This window comes from Rhodococcus sp. IEGM 1302, assembly GCF_030056935.1.
Lineage (GTDB): Bacteria > Actinomycetota > Actinomycetes > Mycobacteriales > Mycobacteriaceae > Rhodococcus_F > Rhodococcus_F qingshengii.
In genome coordinates, this window is the sequence record NZ_JASHKY010000018.1 from 60,685 (window position 1) to 78,149 (window position 17,465).

At 63.3% G+C, this 17,465-nt stretch carries 15 protein-coding genes; 8 read left to right on the top strand and 7 right to left on the bottom strand.

Features of this window, described 5'->3' with window-relative positions:
- Positions 1 to 4 precede the first annotated feature (4 nt).
- Both QM609_RS21310 and QM609_RS21315 read left to right on the top strand, forming a co-directional pair.
- Positions 5 to 766 carry a crotonase/enoyl-CoA hydratase family protein gene (locus QM609_RS21310; protein ID WP_050656189.1) on the top strand — a complete coding sequence of 254 codons (762 nt, stop codon included), beginning with the start codon at positions 5 to 7 and terminating at the stop codon, positions 764 to 766.
- A gap of 7 nt (positions 767 to 773) precedes the next feature.
- Positions 774 to 1,739 (top strand): adenosine deaminase, encoded by a 966-nt coding sequence (locus tag QM609_RS21315; RefSeq protein ID WP_003945144.1) that lies wholly within the window; start codon positions 774 to 776, stop codon positions 1,737 to 1,739.
- 3 nt (positions 1,740 to 1,742) lie between these two features.
- Here QM609_RS21315 and QM609_RS21320 read toward each other — a convergent pair whose 3' ends face one another.
- A complete protein-coding gene (locus QM609_RS21320; RefSeq protein WP_050656188.1) occupies positions 1,743 to 3,056 on the bottom strand; it encodes a D-arabinono-1,4-lactone oxidase in 1,314 nt (437 codons plus the stop codon).
- Positions 3,057 to 3,134: 78 nt separating this feature from the next.
- Here QM609_RS21320 and QM609_RS21325 point away from each other — a divergent pair, with 78 nt between their 5' ends.
- Both QM609_RS21325 and QM609_RS21330 read left to right on the top strand, forming a co-directional pair.
- Positions 3,135 to 3,782: a TetR/AcrR family transcriptional regulator gene (locus QM609_RS21325; protein WP_020908434.1), complete on the top strand. Its 648-nt coding sequence runs from the start codon at positions 3,135 to 3,137 to the stop codon at positions 3,780 to 3,782.
- Positions 3,783 to 3,852: 70 nt separating this feature from the next.
- On the top strand, positions 3,853 to 5,028 hold the full coding sequence (locus tag QM609_RS21330) for an amino acid deaminase/aldolase (RefSeq protein ID WP_003945107.1): 1,176 nt from the start codon (positions 3,853 to 3,855) through the stop codon (positions 5,026 to 5,028).
- A gap of 29 nt (positions 5,029 to 5,057) precedes the next feature.
- Here QM609_RS21330 and QM609_RS21335 read toward each other — a convergent pair whose 3' ends face one another.
- On the bottom strand, positions 5,058 to 8,501 hold the full coding sequence (locus QM609_RS21335; protein ID WP_050656187.1) for a TM0106 family RecB-like putative nuclease: 3,444 nt from the start codon (positions 8,499 to 8,501) through the stop codon (positions 5,058 to 5,060).
- Positions 8,502 to 8,584: 83 nt separating this feature from the next.
- Here QM609_RS21335 and QM609_RS21340 point away from each other — a divergent pair, with 83 nt between their 5' ends.
- Positions 8,585 to 9,226 carry an alpha/beta hydrolase gene (locus tag QM609_RS21340; RefSeq protein ID WP_082239081.1) on the top strand — a complete coding sequence of 214 codons (642 nt, stop codon included), beginning with the start codon at positions 8,585 to 8,587 and terminating at the stop codon, positions 9,224 to 9,226.
- 5 nt (positions 9,227 to 9,231) lie between these two features.
- Here the strand turns inward: QM609_RS21340 and QM609_RS21345 are convergent, their stop codons facing one another.
- On the bottom strand, positions 9,232 to 9,849 hold the full coding sequence (locus QM609_RS21345; RefSeq protein ID WP_030536921.1) for a cysteine hydrolase family protein: 618 nt from the start codon (positions 9,847 to 9,849) through the stop codon (positions 9,232 to 9,234).
- A gap of 92 nt (positions 9,850 to 9,941) precedes the next feature.
- On the opposite strand from QM609_RS21345, the gene QM609_RS21350 reads away from it, so the two are divergent.
- The 3 genes from QM609_RS21350 to QM609_RS21360 all read left to right on the top strand — a co-directional run bounded on the left by QM609_RS21350 (position 9,942) and on the right by QM609_RS21360 (position 13,084).
- Positions 9,942 to 10,643 carry a FadR/GntR family transcriptional regulator gene (locus QM609_RS21350; RefSeq protein WP_030536920.1) on the top strand — a complete coding sequence of 234 codons (702 nt, stop codon included), beginning with the start codon at positions 9,942 to 9,944 and terminating at the stop codon, positions 10,641 to 10,643.
- The gene (locus tag QM609_RS21355; protein ID WP_076948318.1) at positions 10,640 to 12,010 is read left to right on the top strand and encodes an FAD-binding oxidoreductase; all 1,371 of its coding nucleotides are present in this window, start codon (positions 10,640 to 10,642) and stop codon (positions 12,008 to 12,010) included. The genes QM609_RS21350 and QM609_RS21355 overlap by 4 nt, the downstream gene beginning before the upstream one ends.
- A 78-nt stretch (positions 12,011 to 12,088) precedes the next feature.
- Positions 12,089 to 13,084 carry an NAD-dependent epimerase/dehydratase family protein gene (locus tag QM609_RS21360; RefSeq protein ID WP_082239085.1) on the top strand — a complete coding sequence of 332 codons (996 nt, stop codon included), beginning with the start codon at positions 12,089 to 12,091 and terminating at the stop codon, positions 13,082 to 13,084.
- Between the two features lie 56 nt (positions 13,085 to 13,140).
- Here the strand turns inward: QM609_RS21360 and QM609_RS21365 are convergent, their stop codons facing one another.
- From QM609_RS21365 to QM609_RS21380, 4 genes are all read right to left on the bottom strand, one after another.
- A complete protein-coding gene (locus QM609_RS21365; RefSeq protein WP_003945133.1) occupies positions 13,141 to 14,928 on the bottom strand; it encodes an AMP-dependent synthetase/ligase in 1,788 nt (595 codons plus the stop codon).
- Between the two features lie 139 nt (positions 14,929 to 15,067).
- Positions 15,068 to 15,766 (bottom strand): DUF8548 family protein, encoded by a 699-nt coding sequence (locus QM609_RS21370; protein ID WP_003945151.1) that lies wholly within the window; start codon positions 15,764 to 15,766, stop codon positions 15,068 to 15,070.
- 126 nt (positions 15,767 to 15,892) lie between these two features.
- Positions 15,893 to 16,519: a phosphoribosyltransferase gene (locus QM609_RS21375; RefSeq protein ID WP_050656185.1), complete on the bottom strand. Its 627-nt coding sequence runs from the start codon at positions 16,517 to 16,519 to the stop codon at positions 15,893 to 15,895.
- A 55-nt stretch (positions 16,520 to 16,574) separates the two neighbouring features.
- Complete coding sequence (locus QM609_RS21380; protein ID WP_050656184.1) at positions 16,575 to 17,402, bottom strand: carbon-nitrogen hydrolase family protein; 828 nt, start codon at positions 17,400 to 17,402, stop codon at positions 16,575 to 16,577.
- Positions 17,403 to 17,465 lie beyond the last annotated feature (63 nt).

Below are 17,465 nucleotides of genomic sequence, written 5' to 3' on the forward strand. Positions count from 1 at the left end.
CATCATGGCGGACGAGGTTCTCACCGAGCGGCGCGGGCGGACACTGATCATCACCATCAACCGGCCCGAGGCGCGTAACGCCATCAACTCGGCGGTCAGTCACGCATTGGCCGCTGCGGTCGAAGAGCTCGATGCGGACGACGATCTGTCCTTGGCGGTGCTGACAGGGGCCGGCGGAAACTTCTGTGCCGGTATGGATCTGAAGGCATTCGTGGCCGGCGAGAACGTACTCGTGCCGGGACGCGGTCTCGGATTCACGGAAGGGCCGCCGCGTAAGCCGATCATTTCGGCGGTCGAGGGCTTCGCGTTGGCAGGCGGCACGGAACTCGTGCTTGCCACCGACCTGGTGGTCGCGTCGTCCGAAGCGAAGTTCGGTATCCCGGAGGTCAAGCGAGGGCTGGTCGCAGGTGGAGGCGGATTGTTGCGCCTGCCCAAGCGGATTCCGTACCAGAAGGCATTGGAACTGGCCCTGACCGGTGACAGTTTCACAGCCGAGGAGGCCTACCGCTACGGCTTCGTGAACACGTTGACCGAGCCGGGTAAGGCGCTCGAAGGCGCGCTGGAGCTGGCTGATCGCATCACCCGCAACGGACCGCTCGCGGTTGCGGTCACCAAGGAGATCATCGTCAAGGCCGGCGGTTGGTCCGACGACGAAGCTTTCGCGAAGCAGTTGCAGGTCATGGCGCCGGTGTTCGCGTCCGAAGATGCACGCGAGGGCGCGACGGCGTTCGCCGAGAAGCGCGCCCCGGTCTGGGAGGGGCGGTAACACCGACATGGCTACACCTGTCGCAGAGCTGCACATGCACATCGAGGGTTCTCTGGAACCCGAACAGATTTACCGACTTGCCGAGCGCAATCGAATGGACTTGCCGTACAAGGACATCGACGATCTGAAGTCGAGGTACGAGTTCACCGATCTGCAGTCGTTCCTCGATCTCTACTTCGCCAACATGGCCGTCCTGCGCACCGCGGAGGATTTTGCCGACCTGACGCGAGCGTACTTCCGCCGTGCGGCTGCCGCCGGCGTCGCGCATGCCGAGTTCTTCTTCAATCCACAGGCGCACGTGGTCCGTGGTGTTCCGCTGACCGAGGTCCTGGACGGGATCATGGATGCGGTGGCATCGAGTGAGCGCGAGTTCGGGCTCAGCAGCGCGGCAATCGCCGCCATCCTCCGAGATCAGCCCGTCAAGGACGCCGAGGAGATCTTCTCCGAGATAATTCGCCTGCAGGCTCCGATCGTCGGGCTCGGACTCGACTCCGCGGAGGTCGGCAACCCGCCGTCACTGTTCGAGGACGTGTTCGCCCGCGCGCGTGCCGAGGGTTTGCACGTTGTGGCTCACGCCGGTGAAGAGGGACCGCCCGAGTACATCTGGCAGGCGCTCGACATTCTCGGCGCCGAGCGGATCGACCACGGAGTCCGGGCACTCGAGGATCCTGCCCTGATCGAGCGTCTGGTCGACGAGGAGATTCCACTGACGGTCTGCCCGTTGTCGAACGTTCGTCTGCGGGTGTTCGATTCGCTGTCGGATCATCCGCTTCGATCGATGCTCGAGATGGGTTTGATCGTCACGGTCAACTCCGACGACCCGGCCTACTTCGGGGGATATGTCGACGACAATTTCACCGAACTGGGCCGAGCCCTGGGTCTGACGGAGGCCGAGCGAGACACCCTCGCCCGGAACTCGATCAAAGCCTCGTTTGCGAGCGATGCGCGAAAAGCGGAACTGCTGCGGCACTGACCGTCAGTCGCCGAGTACCTGACGCAAGTACTCGTTGTCGAACACACGATTCGCGTCGTACTTGTCTCGAACGGCGACAAAGTCGTCGAGTCGGTCGTACGTAGGACGCAGGTCGTCGACGGTCCGGTTGTGCATTTTTCCCCAATGCGGCCGGCCGTCGACGGCGCGCGCGATGGCTTCCACCGCGGCGAAGTATTCGGTTTCGGGTCGGCGGTGGTACTGGTGTACCGCGATGTATGCGGTGTCGCGTCCGTGAGCAGTGGAGAGCCAGAGGTCGTCGGCGGCAGCGAAACGTACTTCGACGGGGAAAGCGACGTTGGTTCCGGACTTCTTCATCCAGCGATCGATTTCGTGAAGTGTCTCGGTGACGTGTTCGCGCGGAATCGCGTACTCCATCTCCTTGAACTTCACGCGGCGCGAAGACGCGAATACCCGGTAGCTGCGATCGGTGAACTCGCGGGCGCCGAGCAATCGGGACGACACGTTGTTGATTCTCGGGATCGCGGCCGGTGCCAGGGTGGCAACGCGGTTGACACCTTCGAAGAGTGTGTTCGAGAGGAGTTCGTCGTCGACGAACGCGCGGACCTTGCCCACCGGATCGGGTTCGGTATCTCCGGGGAGTCGCGTATTGCTCTTCGTCAGGACACGATCGGTGTGCGGAAACCAGTAGAACTCGAAGTGGTCCAAGCCCAGACGATCGCTCTCGAGGGTGTCCAGTATGTGAGACAGCGTGTCGGGTTCCTCGATTGCGCGAAGTGTGAATCGCGGGACGCAGGCGAGAGTGATCTTCGAAATGATGCCGATTGCGCCCAATCCGAGGCGGCCTGCTTCGAACAATTCGACGTTTTCGTCGGCGCTTGCGGTAACGACGGATCCGTCGGCGAGAACGATCTCGATTCCGCGAATCTGCGTGGCGATACCGCCGAATCGTGCGCCGGTGCCGTGTGTGCCGGTGGACGTCGCGCCGGCCAGTGACTGGACGTCGATGTCACCGAGATTGGCCATCGCATATCCGCGTTGCCACAAGGCGTCGTTGAGAGCATGAAGGCGAGTGCCTGCAAAAACAGTGACCAGCGCACCGTCGTCGGTCGGTGTGATCGAGTCGATTCCGCTCAAGTTGTCCAGGCTGACGAGGACACCGTCAGTGACCGCGACACCGGTGAACGAGTGGCCGGCGCCGACGGCCTTCACACGTTGGCCACGCGAGGCGGCCTCGGCGACCAACGACGAAAGTTCAGGGGTATTTGTCGGCGTCGCAAAGCGACGCGGCGCGGCGCTTTGAGTGCCCGCCCAGTTCTGCCAAGTGTCCGAAGCCATTACGCAATAATGTACTTGGACGGTCGTCCAGGCAAGTATTGCGCGAAGATTTTGTCATTTGCGTTCTACGATCATTGGATGCTGAACAGGCTCCCGGCGGACGAACGCCGCACACAATTGGTCGAGTCCGCCTTGTCTATTGCGGAACAGCGCGGTGTCAGTTCTGTGACGGTAAGGGCGGTGGCAGAGGAGGCCGGGGTATCGCTCGGCGTCGTTCATTACTGCTTCGAGAGCAAGGAAGCGCTGATCGCGGCAATGGGTGAAACGCTCATTCTGCAACTCAGTGCGTCGATGCAGTATGCGTTCGCGCAGGTCCGCCACGCGCCGGATCTCAGTGGCGTGCAGGGGCTCAGGGAATTGCTGCACATCGGCCTGACCGGAATGTGGCCGACCATCGAGGCAACCCCGGATCGTCAGTTGTTGACCTACGAAATTACCGCGCAGGCACTGCGTAGTCGCAATCTCGGAGCCGAACGTGCTGGGGCGGTTGCATTTGAGCAGTACCGAATAATGGATGAGCTCGCGGTGTCGTTTCTCGAAGAGTGCGCCAAGATATCGGGCACGGTGTGGACGGAGCCGTTGAGTTCGATTGCGCGACTGAGTCTTGCAATGATCGACGGCCTTGTTCTGCGATGGCTGGTCGATCGTGACTCCGACGCGACTATTGCCGAGTTCGGAGAAATGGTTCAGGTAATCGCCAATAAAGCAGTGGTCGCGCCTCAGTAGAACCGCCATCCTGGACATACGTCCAGGATTGGTGATTGACTGGTCGCACGCCGCGACGATTGGATCATCTGTGACCAGGACCCTTGATCGACTCACTGCTGCCACGCGAGAACTCGACCCGCCTCTGGCTGCTCTGGATCTGACCACACTGCGCAGTAATGCAGCCGACCTGGTGCGCCGTGCCGGTGGAACCCCGGTGCGAGTGGCGAGCAAATCGGTTCGTTGTCGGACGGTTCTGGCTGAAACTCTCGGCGACACACTGACCGCGTCCGGCGGATTCCGCGGAATCATGGCGTACTCACTGCGCGAGGCTCTGTGGCTGGTCGGGCTGGGCGCACGGGACATCCTGATGGGGTACCCGACCGCCGATCGTGGCGCCATCGCGGATCTCGCTGCCGACGACACCGCTCTCGCATCGATCACCTTGATGGTCGACGACGATGCGCAGTTGGACCTCATTCGTTCGGCGTCGACGGGAGATGCGCCTGTCCGGGTGTGTCTCGACGTCGACGCGTCACTGCGGATCGGTCCGATTCATCTAGGCGTACGACGCTCGCCGCTGCGCGAACCTGCCGCGGTCGCCGCACTCGCGGCGCGTGCGCGCCAACGCGGATTCTCCGTCGTCGGAGTGATGTTCTACGAAGCCCAGATCGCCGGCCTCCCGGACACCAGCGCTCCGATCGGTTGGGTCAAGAAGGCCTCTGCCCGCGAACTGGCGTCCAGAAGGGGCGCTGTGGTCGCGGCCGTCACCGATGCCGTGGGTGCACTCGAGATCGTCAACAGCGGCGGTACGGGGTCGCTGGAGGTCAGCTCGGCCGATCCTGTGGTGACCGAGGTAACAGCAGGCTCCGGACTGTACGTACCGACCCTGTTCGACCGCTACCGTGCCTTCCGTCCCGATCCGGCGCTGTTCTTCGCGCTGTCGGCCGTGCGCAAACCGACGCCGTCGGTCACGACCCTGTTCGGTGGCGGATACATCGCGTCCGGACCTGCGGGAGCCACCCGCGTTCCGTCACCGGTCTGGCCCGCTGGTCTCAAACTGCTCCGCAACGAAGGGGCAGGCGAAGTCCAGACGCCGGTCACCGGGAAGGAAGCCGGAAACATCGCGATCGGCGACCGCGTGTGGTTCCGTCACGCCAAAGCCGGCGAGCTGTGCGAGCGCTTCGACCGCGTGTACGTGGTCGAAGCCGACGGCACCCGAACCTCGGTTCCCACCTATCGCGGCGAAGGGCAGTGCTTCGGGTAGGGAAGTGTTTCGGGTAAGACAGGCTTCGGCTAGCTCGTCAGCCTCATGAACGCGCCCAGTTCGACCAATCCCGCAGGCGTACTGGGCATGTACTGCGTCAACGCGTGCGATCGAACGATGATCGCGCACCACTTGCCGCGTGAGACAGCAACATTGAGACGGTTTCGCGACAGCAGGAACGACATCCCTCGCGGGACGTCCTCGACGGCAGATGCGGCCATCGACACGATTGCCACCGCAGCCTCGCGGCCCTGGAACTTGTCGACGGTCCCGACCTCGACCTCCGTGAGACCGGCCTCGGTGAGATCGCGCTCGACGGTGCCCACCTGGGCGTTGTACGCCGCGACCACGAGAATGTCCGACTGCTCCAGCGGCCTGGTTCCCTCGAACTCGCTCGGGTCGGTCCAAGGCGTGCCGAGAAGGCCCTGGATCTGGCGAACGATTTCCTGGGACTCTTCCGGGGAGTAGGTGGAATTGCCGCGGTGATCGACGAACACCGTGTGTACTCCGGCAGCGAGTCCGTCGAGCTTCCTTGCCGCACTGACGGTTTCCTGGGAACGCAGCTTGCCCTCGTACGACAATGCGGACACGGGCGCACACAGATCCGGGTGCATCCGCCACGTTTTCTCGAGGAAGTAGCCGAGTTCGGGTGGCAGTGCGCCGTGTCCCTCGGCGAGCCAACCGAGTGCCGATTCGTCGACAGGTTCGGGGTGAGTACCTTGGCTCACCTGCGGCAACTGCTGCGGGTCGCCCAGCAGCAACAGGTTTCGCGCGGAAATCGCGACGGCAATGGTGTTCGCCAGCGCGAATTGACCTGCCTCGTCGACCACGAGCAAGTCCAAACTGCCGGCGGGAACACGATCGGTGTTCGCGAAGTCCCACGCAGTGCCGCCGATGACGCAGCCGACGCCTTCCGCTTCGGCGATGAATCCGGCGTATTCCTCGGACGCGATGTCCTGCCATTCCGCGGTCTTGCTGCGGCTGCCCTTCTTTGCGACCAGTGCGGGGTCCACGCCGGCCTTCAGAATGCCGCCGAGCATGTTCTCGACCACCGAATGTGATTGTGCCACCACGCCGATTCGCCAATGGTGTTGTTCGATCAGTGTCTTGACGACACGAGCGCCCGTGTAGGTTTTGCCGGTACCGGGAGGACCTTGCACCGCCACGTAGGAATCGTCGAGGTCGAGAAGTGCGGCGGTGATGGCGTCGGCGTAGTTGTTGTCGGTGCCGACAGGTGGCAGCGCTGAACCCGAGAGGGTTCTCGGGGTGCTGCGCCTGAGAATGTCGACTGCCGCGATGTGTGGCAGTTCGGGCAGGCTCTCGCTGGCGTCGGACGCGGCAGCGGCGATGGACTTCTCCATGCGTCCGGTGGGAATCGGACGACCAGGTGCCAACGCGACCGGGGAATCGATGTATTCGTCACCGCTGAGCAGTTCTTCCACGGTGACCACGTCGAGCCCTTCGGACTTGACGACGGCGGTGACCTTGACGCTGCTGGTGCCGCGCTGGGTGGGGTTCTCGCTTGCAACGGCATCCGGGGAGGGGGTTGCGTAGAGCGCGAAAAGATCACTGCCCGGGCTCAAAGACGTTCCGGTGCCGAAACTTCCGGTCAATTGGATGTGGCGACGAAACTTCTTCTGCCGCGCGGTGCTCTTGTGCCAGTCCGTTTCGATTTCGGACTGCTCGACCACCATGACGTCGCGGATGTCCACGAGGTCTTCGATCGGTGTGACCAATCGGTCGAAGTGGGCCCACCAGTACGGCTTCCGCTCGCGATTGTGGTAACCGACTGCTGCGGCCAATAGAGCAGCAGCCTGCTGATCGGGGGTGCGTGTCGAACCGGCCTTGTGGCCGGCGAAGTCGCGGAGTGCGATTTCCGATTCGGTGAGTTCTTCGAGTGGAATCTTGATCTGTCCGGTCGGCTCTCGAAGTTCGACACCATGTTCTGCGGCGCGCTCGGCGAGCCAATCGCGCAGGCGGAGAGTGGATTCGCAGTCGTACTCGTTGTAGTCGGAGATGCCCTGAAGAAGTTCCCTGGCCTGGTCGGCTTGTCCGCCGTCGCGCAATTCGCAGTAGTCGGCATAAGCGACGACCGAGGCGGCGGCGTTGGTCACGTCACCGTCACGGCCGTGCTCACCCATGTAGAGCGGCTCGAGTTTCTTGATGCTGTACGAGCGTTGTCCGATCCGCAGGCACGCGCGGACGATCGGGTACAGGTCTACGAGCACGTTCTCGCTGAGCAGGGTGTCCACGGTCTGCTCGCCGACACCGTGACGTGCGGCCAAGCGCAACAGCGCCGATTTCTCGTACGCGGCGTAGTGGTAGATGTGCATGCCTGGATGAGCTTCTCGACGCGCGGTGACGTAATCGAGGAAGTCGAGGAGCGCCTGGCGCTCACCCTCGCGATCGTGTGCCCAGAACGGCTTGAACACGTAGTCGTCCGCAGGCCCTTCGACCACACCGAACAGATACTCCAACCCCCAATCGGTGGACCCGTCCTCGGCCCAGAGCGGATCGCCCTCGAAGTCGAAGAAGATGTCGCCGTCGTCGGGGATGGGGAGTCCGCCGAGCGCCGAGGGTTCGTAGACCTCGAATTCGGCGTCGCCGGACAGTTCCTGGCGTAGTTGAACCGCTGCCTGTGCACGGAGCTTGTCGAGTGTTTCCCGGCGGATTCCCTCGACTGGGCCGGTGCTCGCGGCGAGTTCGTCAATTGTCGTGATCCCCGAGACGATCAGCTGTTCACGCTGATTGCCGCGGACACCCGCAACCAGCAGCAGGTCTCGATGGCTTTCGACCTCGACGCTGCAGGTGTCGCATCGACCACAACGCAGGTACCGATCGTCGAGCCACTGTGTCGGTTTCCCCTCGGCGCGGTGCTCGTCGAGGACTCGTTCGAGTTCAGCTCTACGTGCCGCGAATACCGGCGCGATGTCTCCGATGTCGTGCGACGACGTGCTGCCGTCGCCTAGCAGTAGATGAACTTGATCGGAGGCGGCAATTGCATTGCGCTCCAACGCATCCGCGTATGCGGCGAGTTGTAGAAGTGCCGACACCTTGGCGTGCCGGGAGAGCTTGCTGTCGTAGACCGCGTAGGTGTCGCCTTCGCGGACGAGGAAATCGCAGAACCCGAGGAATCGGCCGTCGAAAAAGGTTCCCTGATAAATGACTGGCGCGCCCGATCGTGCTGCCTCGACGGTGGCCAACGTGGCAGCGGTCAGGCCTGCGCGTGAGTGTTCCGGTCGCGGCATGACGACGACGCCGTCTCCGTGCTGATCGATGAACTTCTGAAGCTGTTCGCGCTCGTGCGAGTCGCCGAGGCTCGACGTCCGTTCGAGCATCGGATCCGCCTCGGCGGCCTCGGCCGCGATCAGACCGGTTCGGGCGTCGAGTTGCCGCAGCAGTGCGAACTCGCACGAGGCCGCAGCCGAGAGGTCGCTGGCGCTGTAGACGATCTGATCATCGAGTAGGAACACAGGGCGATTGTGCCATCGCTCACCGACAAGGCAACCCACCAGTAATCGCTCACGAGCCGCGGATATCGGTAGCGGGGTGCAGAATGACGATCATGCCTTTCTTCGACGGACGAACCGGTCAGGTGCACTTTCGGCATTGGCCGGCGGCAGGGGGTGCGGTGCCCACGGTGTCACTGGTCTTTCTGCACGGTCTCGGCCAGCACAGCGGCCAGTATCACCGCTTCGCGGGCGCAATGACGGCGTCGGGGATCGACGTGTGGGCGATCGATCACACCGGGCACGGTTTGTCGGAGGGTGATCCGGGAGTCGGGGCTCCGCTCTCCGATCTTGCTGCCGATGCAGCCGCGCTGGCTGACATCGCCTTGGCGGAACTGCCCGACGTTCCGCAGGCGGTGATGGGTCATTCGTTAGGTGCTGTGACTGCGCTGACGGTGCTGGCTCATCGCGATCACGAATTCGCGTCCGCGGTGTTGTGCGGCATCCCGCGCAGTGCGGTCGAGCAACACGGGTGGGCGGAACTCTCCGACGCGGGCATCCCAGTCCTGGTCGTTCACGGTACCGACGACCGGATCGCCCCGGTCGATCCCGTCCGGGACTGGGCGCGGACGCTGCGCAACGTCGAGATGCGTGAGTTCGAGGACGCCGGTCACGACCTGCTGCACGAGAAGGTTCACGCCAGTGTCACCAACGTCAGCCGTGAATTCCTTCTCGCGCATTCCAGGTAGTCCTCTCAGGAGAGCGCGCCGAGCACCTCTTTCGACGTGACGGGGTGCGAGAACATCGGGTAGTCGTAGGTGATCGCGTTCTCGTGTTCGGCGACCGAAGTGCCTGCCACGCAATCGGTGAGTGTGATGACCCGGTAACCGTTCTCGTATCCGGTGCGCATGGTCGATTCGACGCAGCAGTTGGTCAGGAAACCGCCGAGAAGGATCGTGCGAATTCCTTTGCTGCGCAGAATGAAATCGAGGTTGGTGCTGGCAAAAGTGTCGAGTCCACGCTTGCCCTCGATGACGATGTCGCCGTCTTTCGGAGTGAGGTCGTCGACGATAGCGGCGCCCCAGGAACCCTTCACGAAGGCCTTTCCGTCGACGACGCCCTTGAGGATTCCGTACGGATGCGAGGTGATTTCGTTGTACCCCTCGGCGAAGGTGATCGGTGCGTGCATCACGGTGACACCCGCCGCACGGGCCGCATCGACCAGCGCGGCGGTGTTCGCGAGGAGTCCGTTCGATTCCATGACTGGTGCGACGGCCTCGTGAAGAACACCGCCCTCGGTGGTGAAGTCGTTCTGGTACTCGATGAGCACGACGGCGGTGGTCGCGGGATCCAATTCGAGCTTGTCGGTCATGGTCGGCACCTTCTCTGTTGTGGTCCGGGTCACGAATCTCCTCAATTAAACAGTTTGTCAGACAAGCAGGCAAGGGGTGGTAGCGTCGCGGCATGGATACGACTCCGTTGTCGCGCATGCCGCTCAGCCTTGCCGTGTCGGGAAGAATCCGTGCTGCCATACTCGACGGCTCGCTTCCCGTCGGCGAGGCATTGCCGACCGAACAGGAACTCGCGCAGACGTTCTCGGTGGGGCGATCGACGGTCCGTGAGGCGCTTCGTGTCCTGCAAGCGCAGGGATTGTTGACCGGCGCGGACACCACTTCTACTGCCAGGCCTCGGGTGACGCACGAGCATACGGCCGATTCCGCGGCCACAGCTCTCAGCACGGCGTTGCAGGTGGGTGCAGTTCCATTGGGCGATCTTGTCGAATTGCGAGTGCTGCTCGAAGCTGCTGCGCTGCGCACTGTCGTCGCGGTGCCGAACGGCGCCCGGGATGCGATCGAGCGGATGCGCGTCGCAACCCTTGCCGACGACTCGGTCGCATTCCACGACGCCGATGTCGACTTTCACGTTGCGCTGGCCGGAGCCGGCGGGAACAAGGCGTTCGGGTTGGTCATGACGGTTCTCCGCGACAGCATCGCCGGCTACCTGCTGAGTGAACTCGACTCGCGCGAGAACTCGGCGGCCACGCTCGGCGCACTGCTGGCAGAGCACGAGGGTATCGCCGACGCGATCGAGCGCGGTGCAGTTGACGAGGCTGCCGTTTTGGTCGAGCGCCATGTGCGCGGATTCTACGAAGGACGAACACAATGACCACGAGTATCGATCTGTTGGGCGAGCGTCTGCAGAAAGCGGTGGGGGACAGGGCGACAACCGATCCCGACCGAATGGGTGCGTACGTCCGGGATCAATCACTGCTCACCGCAGCCGGAAGGCCCGCCGCGCTGGTCAAGGCGAAGACGGTCGACGACGTCGTTGCGGTCATGGCGGTGGCCCACGAACTCGCCGTTCCGGTGGTGACACGAGGGGCAGGTACCGGGTTGGCCGGCGCCGCCAACGCACTTGACGGATGCATCGTCTTGAGCGTCGCGGGCATGGATCGAATTCTCGAGATCGATCCTGCCGCGCGCACCGCCACGGTGGAGCCCGGAGTGATCAACGGTGACCTGGCGGAAGCTGCTGCACAGCAGGGTCTTTGGTACGTACCGGATCCGGGAAGCCGGTCCATCTCGAGTATCGGCGGCAATCTGGCGACAAATGCAGGCGGCATCTGTTGCGCCAAGTACGGCGTCACCGGTGATCACGTTGCGGCCCTGACGGCGGTACTCGCCGACGGGCGTGTGATCCGTACCGGTGCACGGACGCGCAAAAATGTTGCGGGGCTGGACCTGACACATCTGCTCGTCGGGTCGGAGGGCACTCTCGCGGTCATCGTCGAAGCCACGATGCGGTTGCGTACGGCGCCCACTGCCGCGACCACTGTGGTCGCCTTCTTCGATTCCGCGGAGTCCGCGATCGATGCCGTCCTCGCCGTGTCGGCAGTGGCCGAACCGTGTCAGATGGAGTTGATGGACGACGTCACCATCGGCGCCGTCAATCGGCTGACCAAGATGGGGCTGGACGAATCGGCCGGGGCGATGCTGCTCATCCAGTGCGACGGTAGGTCGGCGGCCGCCGAGGCAGCGGACTGCGCCGCGGCGTGCGAAAGTGCCGGGGCCCGAGAGGTTTTCCACACCGACGATCCGGTGGAAGGTGAAGAGTTCACCGCCGCGCGCCGCATGGCCTTGCCGGCTCTCGAGGCGTTGGGCACGGTACTTCTCGACGACGTCGCGGTGCCGGTGCCGGCGTTGCCGTCCATGTTGGAATGCATTCGTGAAGCGGCCGATCGCCACGGCGTCACGATCGGAACCTTCGGTCACGCCGCCGACGGCAATCTCCACCCGACCATCGTGTTCGACGCTGCCGAATCGGGTGCGCAGGATCGTGCGGGCGGAGCTTTCGACGACATCGTTGCCGGCGCACTGGCGTTGGGCGGAACGATCAGCGGTGAACACGGTATCGGGGTTCTCAAAGCGCCGTACATGGCAGACATGGTCGGCCAGACCGAACGCGAAATGATGCTTGCAGTCAAGGCCGCATTCGATCCGAAGAACATTCTCAATCCCGGACGAGGTATCTGAGCGGTTCGTCCGTGCCTCAGTCGCCGGAAATTGCGCTACCAGACGAACGTGTTGCCGCACGACGCTTTTCAAGTGACGATGGCCCTCATGAAGCTGTTGATGCTCGGAGGAACACGGTTCCTCGGCCGCGCTCTCGTCGATGACGCTTTGGCTCGGGGCTGGGAAGTGACAGTGCTCCATCGTGGGCTCACCGGAGCGCCACCACCTACAGCGGAGGTCCTGTTCGCGGATCGCACCGATCAGCGTGCGATGGTTGATGCGCTCGGTGATCGTCGATGGGATCTTGTCGTCGACACCTGGTCGGGTAGCCCCCGAGTGATCGGGGAAAATGCGCGCGTCTTACTCGGTCACGTCGACCGGTACGCATACATCTCCAGTGGATCCGTCTACCAATGGGGCTTGCACGTAGACGAGACCTCACCAGTGGTGGCCGCATCTGCGACCTCCGATGACTACAGCGATTACGCGTCCGCCAAACGCGGGGCCGAACTCGCTGTCCTGGAATCCTTCCCGGACGCGTTACTCGCGAGGGCAGGTTTGATCCTCGGCCCGCGCGAGGACATCGGGCGGTTGCCGTGGTGGCTGCAGCGCATCGCGGCGGGCGGACGTGTCGTTGCTCCCGGAGTGCCGACCAGACCGTTGCAGTACGTCGATGCCCGCGACATCGCAACCTTTGTCCTGGCCGGACTGGCCGCCGGGATCAGCGGGGCATACGACGTCATCAGCCCGTCCGGCCACACCACTACCTCCGGACTCCTCCAGGCGTGCGTGGTTGCCACCGGTTCGGACGCTGAACTCGTGTGGATCGACGAGGACAGGCTGGCCGCTGCGGGAGTGCAGCCGTGGACACAACTTCCGTGTTGGGTTCCGCAAGAAGGCGAGTTCGCGGGCTTCCTCGAAGCCGACACCGCCAAGGCGGGGCAAGCAGGGCTGCGGTGCCGGCCCGTCGAAGACACCGTGCGCGATACCTGGGAGTGGATGCAGCGGGAAACTCTGCCGACTCAGCGGGAGGATCGTGCGGTGCACGGCCTTCCATCCGAGATCGAAAAGGAACTACTCTCCGCCGGACAGTGAAACGGGTCTGGCCCGGTTCGCATTCGAACCGGGCCAGACCCGTGAAAGACGATCGATCAGGCGTACAGGTCGCTGATCTTGGTCTTGTGAGCTTCGTGAATGATGTTGCGCTTGAGCTTGAGCGTCGGCGTCAATTCACCGGTCTCCTGGGTGAAGTCGACCTCGAGGATCGTGTACTTCTTGATCTGCTCGGGGTTGGAGACCTTCTTGTTCGCGTCGGCAACGGCCGAGTCGATCTCGGCGATCAGGTCGGCGTTCTTCACCAGATCGGCAATCGGGGTGCCGGCGGGCAGGCCGTTGCGCTCGACCCAACCGGGCAGAGTCTCCGGATCGAGGGTGATCAGTGCACCGATGAACGGCTGACCGTCGCCGACGACGAGGCACTGGCTGATCAGAGCGTGCGCGCGCAGGGAATCTTCGAGGCCTGCCGGTGCGACGTTCTTGCCGCCCGCGGTGACGATGATTTCCTTCTTGCGTCCGGTGATGGAGACGTAGCCCTCGTTGTCGATCGAGCCGAGGTCGCCGGTGTGGAACCAGCCGTCGACGATGGATTCGGCAGTGGCCTTCTCGTTGTGCCAGTAGCCGGCGAACACGACCGGGCCCTGCAGGAGGAGTTCGCCGTCCTCGGCGATCCGTGCTGCATGGCCGTTGATCGGCTTGCCGACGGTGCCGACGCGCTGCGCACTCGAGGTGTTGACGGTGATTGCGGCGCTGGTCTCCGTGAGTCCGTAGCCCTCGTAGATCGGGATGCCGACGCCGCGGAAGTAGTGGCCGAGACGCGCGCCGAGGGCTGCGCCACCGGAGACTGCACGCTCGCACTCGCCACCCAGAGCTGCGCGCAACTTCGAGTAGACGAGCTTGTCGAATACCGCGTGCTTGAGCTTGAGTGCCAGGCCGGGGCCACCCTTTTCGAGGGATTCGCTGTATTCGATGGCGGTGGCAGCAGCCTTGTCGAAGATGCTGCCCTTACCGCCGTCGACTGCCTTCTGGCGAGCCGAGTTGTACACCTTCTCGAACACGCGGGGCACCGAGAGGATGAAGTTGGGCTTGAAGCCGGCGAACTGCTCGAGCAGCGTCGTCAGGTCCGACGTGTGGGCGACCGTGACCTTGGCGTCGAAAGCGCCGAAGGAGATCGCCCGCGCGAATACGTGGGCAAGCGGCAGGAACATCAGAGTCTTCTTGCCGGGGACCATCGACTCCGGCATCGCCAGGCGGCAGGCGTTGGACTCGGCGTAGAAGTTGGAGTGCGTCAGCTGGACACCCTTGGGGCGTCCGGTGGTCCCGGAGGTGTAGATCAGGGTCGCGGGCGAGGCAGCGGTGACCTGGTGACGACGAGTGTGCAGTTCTTCGTCGGTGATTGCCGAACCGCGACTGGACAGCTCGTCGATCGCACCCGACTCGATGACAAGAACCTCGCGGAGGGCTTCTGCGCCGTCGGTGACTTCCTTGTGAGTCTCCGCGTGCTTGGCCGTTTCGACGACCAGAAGTGTCGTCGCTGAATCCTCGAGGATCCACTGCGCCTGATCAGGGGAGGAGGTCTCGTAGATCGCGACGGTACATCCGCCTGCAGTCCAGATGGCGTAGTCGAGAACGACCCACTCGTAGCGAGTCGCTGACAGGATAGCGACGCGGTCGCCGAGCTCGACGCCCGAAGCGATCAGGCCCTTGGCAACTGAGGAGACCTGCTTCGCGAATTCAGCTGCAGTGACGTCGACCCATCCACCGTTCGACGGCCTCTTGAACGGCACGAATGTGGGGTCTTCTTCGGCGTGACGGAACACGGAGTCGGCCATGGATACGTTCTCCGGAATTGAGAACGACTGTGGAACTGAGAACTCGCGCACTATTGACCCCTCCAGTGACTACTGACATTTCTGATGTGCATTGCATCACATTAGTCGTCATTTTGCACTGTCGTTACTATTCGGTAGAACTGGTCGGGCGCTGACCTGCAGTTTAGTGTGACCGCCTGTTTACAGGTACTCAGGCGACGTGTTGGAGCGTGCGACCGTGCACGGACAGCCACCGCCGAATTGCGTAGTCCAATCGGTCCGGATCCACTCCGAGTTGCTCTGCAGTAGCTGCAAGGATCTCCGAGGTGTCTCCCGGCAACTCGGTGGTGCCGAGTGTCGCGCTGATGAAGGTGTCGGCAGCGGTCCCCAGATCGGTGTGCGGAATTCCGGCCAACATCAACAGGTGGGCCCAGGTCACTTCGGAACCGTCTCCGCACGCGTCCACCCAGGCATGGTGAACGGCTTCGAGAGCGTTGTCGGAATCGGCGGCCGACAGCAGGTCCTCGACGCTGTTGATCCGCAAGTGATGGAGTTTCTCGGCGACCTGTTGGATGTGCCGTGCCTCGATCGGGACACCCGTCGCCGTGTAGCGACGCTTGTACGAGCCGATCTTGCCTGCCCACTGGTCCGAACTGCCGGCTTCCTCGAAGGTGCGGAGTAGTTCACGTGCGCCATCCGTGACGGGTTTGTCCTCGCGGGCTTTCCGGTACGCCAGGTAGCGATCGACGACGGTCACTTCGCTGTGACCCGACGTGGACTGAACGGATTCGATGATGCACAGGGCGAGGCTCTGTCGATAAGCGTCTGACGCAACCCAGGCGGAAGGGTCGCCCAGGCGGTCACGGCACGCAGCTGCGACGGCGTCGACGGTATCGGTCGAGATGGTCACGGTTCCTCCAGAAAGCCGAATTCTTTTTGTTCCATTTGGGCTATCGGCACCGAGGAGCGAAATGTTGCACACATCACAAATTCTCAGAGATCTCTTGGACTGTGCTCAGGCTGGAGAGGTGTGCACTCAGGCGAGGAAGGACAGCACTTCGTCGTCGCTGAGTTGATGAAAGTCCTCGAATGCAGCACCGACGCCGCCTAACAGGGCAGGAACGAAGGGGCAGACGACCCGATCGGCGGAGCGCGCGATCACTCTCATGGCTTCGGGGGAGGCTACTGGGACCGCGACGATCACGGCGGCAGCACCCGCGGTGCGCGCGCATCGGCAGGCAACCGCGGCACTCGCGCCCGTAGCCATTCCGTCGTCGACGATCACCGCAGTGCGTCCGTGGAGGGAAACCGGGGTCCGCCCCTCGCGCAGGAGATGCGCCCGCCGTTCCAATTCGGTTCGCTCGTCGCGTTCGACGGCGACGAGTTCTCTTTTCGAGACGCGAACCGCTGCGATGACGTCGTGGTTGAGGACCCGCACGCCGCCCTCACCGATGGCGCCCATCGCCAGTTCCGGGTTGTACGGACTGCCGAGCTTGCGCACCACCACGATGTCGAGCGGAGCGTTCAATGCCGCAGCCACCTCGGCTGCGACCGGAACTCCGCCGCGCGGGAGTCCGAGAACGACGGGCTTGTCGATACGCAAGGTCTCGAGCCGCCCGGCCAGAAATTTGCCGGCGGAAGATCGATCCCGATACTGGGTCACTGCGTTGTCCTCGAGAAGCTCGAACCCCGACCAGTTCGACGCTACTCGCTGCAGGTCACCGCGACGAGACTGTGAACCTCCGCAGCGCGAGAGCGGGATTCTTCTCGCGTACCTCGGCGATGCGAGCAGCCGAAACGAGTGCGGTGGCGACCCCGACCTGCTCGCCAAGTGAACACATCACGACGCCCATCGGGTCCACGATCATGCTGGCACCCGCGCCGCCGCGCGCGCTCTGATCTGCCGCTGCGATGTACATCGTGTTCTCGATGGCCCGGGCGCGCACGAGAGTGGTCCAGTGGTCTTCCTTGAGCGGCCCCGGCACCCACTGGGCGGGCAGGAGCAAGATGTCTGCGCCGACGTCGACGATGCGCCGGGTGACTTCCGGGAAGCGCAGGTCGTAGCAGGTCTGGAGGCCGAAGGTCAGGCCGTCGCACCCGAAAGTCTGCGGTTCGGTGATCTCGCCCGCGCGGATCACGGCCGACTCCTGGTAACCGAAAGCGTCGTAAAGATGCAGTTTCCGGTAGGTCGCCACCAGTTCGCCGTTCGGGTCCATCGCGACGAGGGTGTTGGAGATTCTGCTCACGTCGTCGATCCGCTCGTTCATTCCTGCCACGAGGAAGATTCCGAACTCCGCGGCGACCGACGCCAGCGCCGAACCGAATTCGCCGTCCAGGTCCTCCGCGGACTCGATCAAACGCTCATCCGTCTTCGGTGCGGTGAACATCGAGTATTCCGGCGCCACGACAACTTTCGCGCCGCGTGCTGCTGCATCGGAAGCCAGTGATCGCAGTGATTCGAGGTTGGCTTTCTTGTCCGTCCCCGGGGCGAATTGGGCAATCGCGACAACGGTCTGGGAGGGGGTGGCTGCGGTGGCTTCGGTCATGCTTCCTACGCTAGGCGAAACCCGCTGGGAGGGTGGATCTGTCGTAAAAGCACCCCCGGTATG